This is a genomic window from Paenibacillus sp. yr247, assembly GCF_900103825.1.
Taxonomy (GTDB): domain Bacteria; phylum Bacillota; class Bacilli; order Paenibacillales; family NBRC-103111; genus Paenibacillus_E.
The window spans coordinates 1-4,602 of sequence record NZ_FNIF01000068.1 but is presented as its reverse complement, the minus strand read 5'-3'; the positions used below and the strand labels follow the sequence as shown (position 1 = coordinate 4,602).

Annotated in this window: 3 protein-coding genes and 2 pseudogenes; 4 read left to right on the top strand and 1 reads right to left on the bottom strand. The window is 39.2% G+C overall.

The features are described from left to right. Nucleotides 1–1,379: 1,379 nt before the first annotated feature. Complete coding sequence (locus BLT91_RS30330; protein WP_090827979.1) at nucleotides 1,380–1,922, top strand: GrpB family protein; 543 nt, start codon at nucleotides 1,380–1,382, stop codon at nucleotides 1,920–1,922. Between the two features lie 45 nt (nucleotides 1,923–1,967). Here the strand turns inward: BLT91_RS30330 and BLT91_RS30325 are convergent, their stop codons facing one another. Beyond that, the gene (locus tag BLT91_RS30325; protein WP_090827977.1) at nucleotides 1,968–2,663 is read right to left on the bottom strand and encodes a M15 family metallopeptidase; all 696 of its coding nucleotides are present in this window, start codon (nucleotides 2,661–2,663) and stop codon (nucleotides 1,968–1,970) included. Between the two features lie 370 nt (nucleotides 2,664–3,033). On the opposite strand from BLT91_RS30325, the gene BLT91_RS30320 reads away from it, so the two are divergent. The 3 genes and pseudogenes from BLT91_RS30320 to BLT91_RS30310 all read left to right on the top strand — a co-directional run. Continuing rightward, nucleotides 3,034–3,300 carry a PQ-loop domain-containing transporter gene (locus tag BLT91_RS30320; protein WP_090827975.1) on the top strand — a complete coding sequence of 89 codons (267 nt, stop codon included), beginning with the start codon at nucleotides 3,034–3,036 and terminating at the stop codon, nucleotides 3,298–3,300. Between the two features lie 236 nt (nucleotides 3,301–3,536). Next, nucleotides 3,537–4,056: pseudogene (locus BLT91_RS30315) on the top strand (GNAT family N-acetyltransferase). 244 nt (nucleotides 4,057–4,300) lie between these two features. After that, a pseudogene (locus BLT91_RS30310) lies at nucleotides 4,301–4,602 on the top strand (acetamidase/formamidase family protein); the annotation flags it as partial.

Genomic DNA, 4,602 nt, shown 5'->3' with positions numbered 1-4,602 from the left:
ATTCGATTTCCCAGAAAAGCACGCGGTTTAATTGCTGCCCTTCTGAGGTTTTTTTTATTCTAACATGATTGAGATAGTGAATCTTCCCTCAAATAATGGCAAACAAAAAACGCCCTCCAACTTAGGCCGATATGCCAAGCTGATGGGCGCCATTTCACATGACAAATTTATAACCAACGACCCAGACCGTTTTAATGTTATTGGGGCTCCTTAGGGTTTTCTTCGATTTTCTTCCGGAGATTCGTTATCTGAACGTCGATGGAGTTCGCTGGCAGCGAAGCGGTCAAGAGTTCGATCCCCCTAAATTCCACCATCTCATTTACTGCGTAACGCTTGGGGCTTCGAGCGTTTTTTTTACTTTTTCTAGGCATAAAAAACTGTGATTTTTCTTGAAAAAATACATTAGTATACTTGCCATTGGACAAAATATAGTCCCCGGTATTATTTACAGATACCGAGGGCTTATTTTTCTTAACCCTAAAACCATCAAAGGCGTCACGGTCATTTCCTCCGAGTTCTTTATTGTTTTTCCCGCAAAATAAAAAATACCCAAAAAGAAAGGAGTATTTTTCCTATTTAGACTCAGAATTGAGCTGCTGTTATCTAAACTTCTCCAATTTTCACTAGTCCTGACTCCTCCACGAAATATTGTTCTAAACCATTCGTAAGTAAAGGCTATGCTTTGGAAACCAATTGTTCTGCGGGAATGAGCTGTCCGTCTTAAACGCAGCCCCATAGATGCTCCAACTCAGCATGATCGAAATCGTTTTGAACTGCTCCTTATCATCTTGTTTTGAAGGGGGTATTACTCTCAATGACGGATTCTAGCGATTGATGTCTACTTAGGCATAGATTGCTTAAATTGTGGAAACCGCCATGAATATCAAAAGATTTGATATGCTTGCTCGATTAAAAAAGTCACCACAATTTAATTTTCGTAACAAATTTTCCCTGAAAGTATCGGATATCGTAGAATCCAAATTGCGGTTGCAAAAGCGAAAAGATTAATGGAACCTTTGATTATAAAGCGGAAATCGAAACTAACCGACATCACGAATGAAGTTGATGATCGGTTAGGTCTATTGCCAGGCAACAGCAATATATGTTCTTGACCCCCGACTGCTCTATCTCTAAGCAGCCAGGTGTCGGATGACAAGAACATAGTCCGAATCATGTCCGCGTTTTTTATTTAATCGGATCAAGTTCTTGTCAATTGGCAATGTCAAGAACTTGATCCGATTGCCGATTTATGACAAGAACATTGTCCGATTGCCGACAAGATTAGAAGGGCGCGCTCAGCTAACGGGCAGTTATGTTCAACCACACAAAAATAAAAAAGTGTTAAAATAAATGAAATATTCATTTTTCTGGAGGCGTGTATGGAAAAAAGCGTAGTTATTGAGGAGTATAGCTCGGATTGGTTTTTTCAATATCAAAAAGAAGCTGTGAAAGTAAGAGAAGTATTAAGTGATATAATCCTTGGAATTGAACATATTGGTAGTACATCGGTAGAAGGATTAGGAGCAAAACCGATTATTGATTTTATGGTTGGAGTAAGTGATTTAAACAAGGTAGATGAATTCATTGAACCATTACACAAAATTAACTATGAGCACGTTTTTCACAAGGAACTTCCAAATAGAAGGTTTTTTAGAAAAGGTGAAAGAGGTGCTGGCACACATCATCTGCATATGTATAAATTTGCTGGTGAAGACTGGAATAATAATATTTTGTTTAGGGATTATTTAAAAACTCATCCAGATGTATTAATACAATACAGTAACTTGAAGAAGAAGCTTGCTGAAGAATATTCTAATGATAGAGCGGCATATACGAAAGCTAAACATCCCTTTATAACACAAATTATTGAAAAGGCTAAAATTGATACAAGTAAAGGGCAGGCTAGTTTAGCTGGAATTTAAAGAGTGAAATAAGAGAGATTGCTGGCTTATGGTCTGGCGCAGTCCCTAAGATAAAGCGCTTTTTCCTTTATAGAATGCCACTTGACCGGTTTGCATCGCCCAACGTTGATTTCCGAAGTCATAATGCCACCATTCATTTTCATAATTGGCGAATCCTACAGAAGTCATCGCATGATACAGCATCCTTCTGTTGTTTCTAATATTAAGTTCTTGGTCAGTTGGCATAGGATTAAGCTCATACCATGCGGTCAGGGCTTTATCGGAAAAATAATCGAAGTCCGTCCCCATATCAAGCCAACCGTCTTCTTTTGCCACGGTTAGATCCACAGCGCCTCCTGTCATGTGCGGTGAAGGGGTTTCTACATCAGGGGAAGGATACGCGACGAATTTCGCTATTTCTTTGGCCAGCTCTTCCTCGGAATGAACTTCTCCTCTGTTTTGAATGTCCTGCTTTATCATATGATAAAGCTCTAACTGCACCTCGTAGGGCCTAAACCCATCAAGTACCACAAAAAAGCAATCTTCAGGTAGAAGCGCTGCTGCTTCTATAAGTTTAGCAGTGGCTCCCTCCCGTAAATAACAGTCGATTAAGGCCCCGGGAATGTTTGTTTCATGATAAAAGGGGTGTACTTTTATTTTCGAAGAAAGATTGGATAAAGATACAAGAGGCTCTCCACACTCTAGAATTGGAAGAGACCTATAGTTAACTTTTGGTGATATAACATTAGCAATTGGTTTCATTATGTACGCACCTTTTCATTATCTTCTGTTAAACAGTTCTATCATCGCTCGAAGCTTCGTTATATAGCAGCTAGGCGCAGTTACCCGATACGGATACACGATTCGGATCAATAATGATATAAAAGATCTTGTCATTAGCCAATGTCAAGAACATTATATCATTCCTGTTTTGTGACAAGAACATTATATCATTCCCAATGGAAACAAGATGCATGTGATCAATTAAGGCAGCCTGCTCAGCTACCGGGCAGCTTAGTGCAGTAGCGGAACTAATCATAACTGAATTTTCGAAAAACAGTATTAATAAAGAAAGATGATCATAATGTGGTTGCTCCGAATATAACAGTATAAAATCCACGAGGTGTGTCCGATGCTGTTTTCAGTAATGCAACTAATTGGTGGGGTCATTCTTTCTGTAGGTTGGATTCCTCAAATCATTCAAATATTGAATACAAAATCTGTTTCTGACTTAAATTTAAAGTCGTACTTGCTGATTTTATTGGGGATTAGTCTCATGGAAACGTATGCTATTAGTTTGGCAGTAACGGGTGTTGGTTTAGCTTTTTTGATAACTAATACAATGTCTTGCGTTGTATTACTAGTCATCATCCTTATTTTACGGTATAAATCTCGTTAAATAATAAGGGGCTATACATCTAACAGAGATCGCTAGTTCAAATAAAGATAAAATTAATTTACAAAGCAGATGCCGTCATCAGTCTGCTTATTTTCATTTAGGCTCTGTTTAATATCATTGTTGATTTTAAATGTTAAAAAATAGGTGATTGGAATCGCTCTCTCAATATTCTAAGCAGGAATATTTAGGTTGAATAAAGAATTTAATGGAAAATCATAACAAAAGGAGGTAGTGTGATGGAGGTTTTTATTCGTGCTGTACAAATACATGATGCTAGTGCAATTCATCGTATCTGTACTCAGGATGCCGTTTTACCATATATGATTTTTCTTCCTAAGTATGCGAGTTGATGCAATGGAAAATAGGTTGCGTAACTTGGGACCTAATCAATTTGAATTCGTTGCAGAGATCGGTGATAAAGTTGTTGGATTTGTAGGTTTAACACAAGGACAAGGTCGGCGCTCGCATACAGGAGATTTATTCATTGGTGTAGACAGCGAATATCATGGGAAAGGAATCGGGAAAGCATTACTTACTAAAATGCTTGATCTTGCGGATCATTGGCTTATGCTTGAACGAGTGGAACTTGGCGTTCTCGTAACAAATCCTAGTGCACAAGCATTGTATGAAAAGTTTGGATTTACAGGGGAAGGAAAAAAGATAGGGAGTATTAAAGCTCACGGTAGCTTTGTGGTTGAAGTAATGATGAGTCGACTTCGCCCGAATGGTCTTCTTATCCACTCTAAACTCATATAATTGATTTGGCGGTCTTTTTGAATTCTTAAGAGCATTGAGCTAACGAAGAACGAGAGTACAGCAATGGATCCAATCAATTGCTTTTTCTTCAATTGTTCAAACGGACAGGATCCAATTGAGTGAAATTACGAGTGACTACGATGCCCGGCTCTTACTACGCCTGACTTCTCACTGATAAGTCGGTTAGGAAATTTATAACAGTTGTCGAAACTATAGACTATCCAATCGACAAGGAGGAGTAGCCATGATTCATCAGTTCATACCTCAGCTTTATTTTAATGCGATAGGCCAGCATCCACCTATTTTAACGATTCGCGATGGGGATACGGTCATTACGACGACAGTCGATGCGAGAGGCTGGGACAACAACGGCGAAAGCGCAGCTGCTCGCGGGAATCCAATGACAGGACCTTTCTATGTAGAAGAAGCGATGCCCGGCGATACGCTAGCGGTTCGATTCGAATCAATCACTCCGAACCGCGATTGGGCTTGGACAACCAACATGCTTGCCCCAGCAGTTGTCGATCCATATGTTGCCGCTGCATT

Coding starts and splice junctions, on each gene's coding strand:
- BLT91_RS30325 (WP_090827977.1), bottom strand. CDS start 2,663: ATGAAACCAATTGCTAATGTTATATCACCAAAAGTTAACTATAGGTCT.
- BLT91_RS30330 (WP_090827979.1), top strand. CDS start 1,380: ATGGAAAAAAGCGTAGTTATTGAGGAGTATAGCTCGGATTGGTTTTTT.
- BLT91_RS30320 (WP_090827975.1), top strand. CDS start 3,034: ATGCTGTTTTCAGTAATGCAACTAATTGGTGGGGTCATTCTTTCTGTA.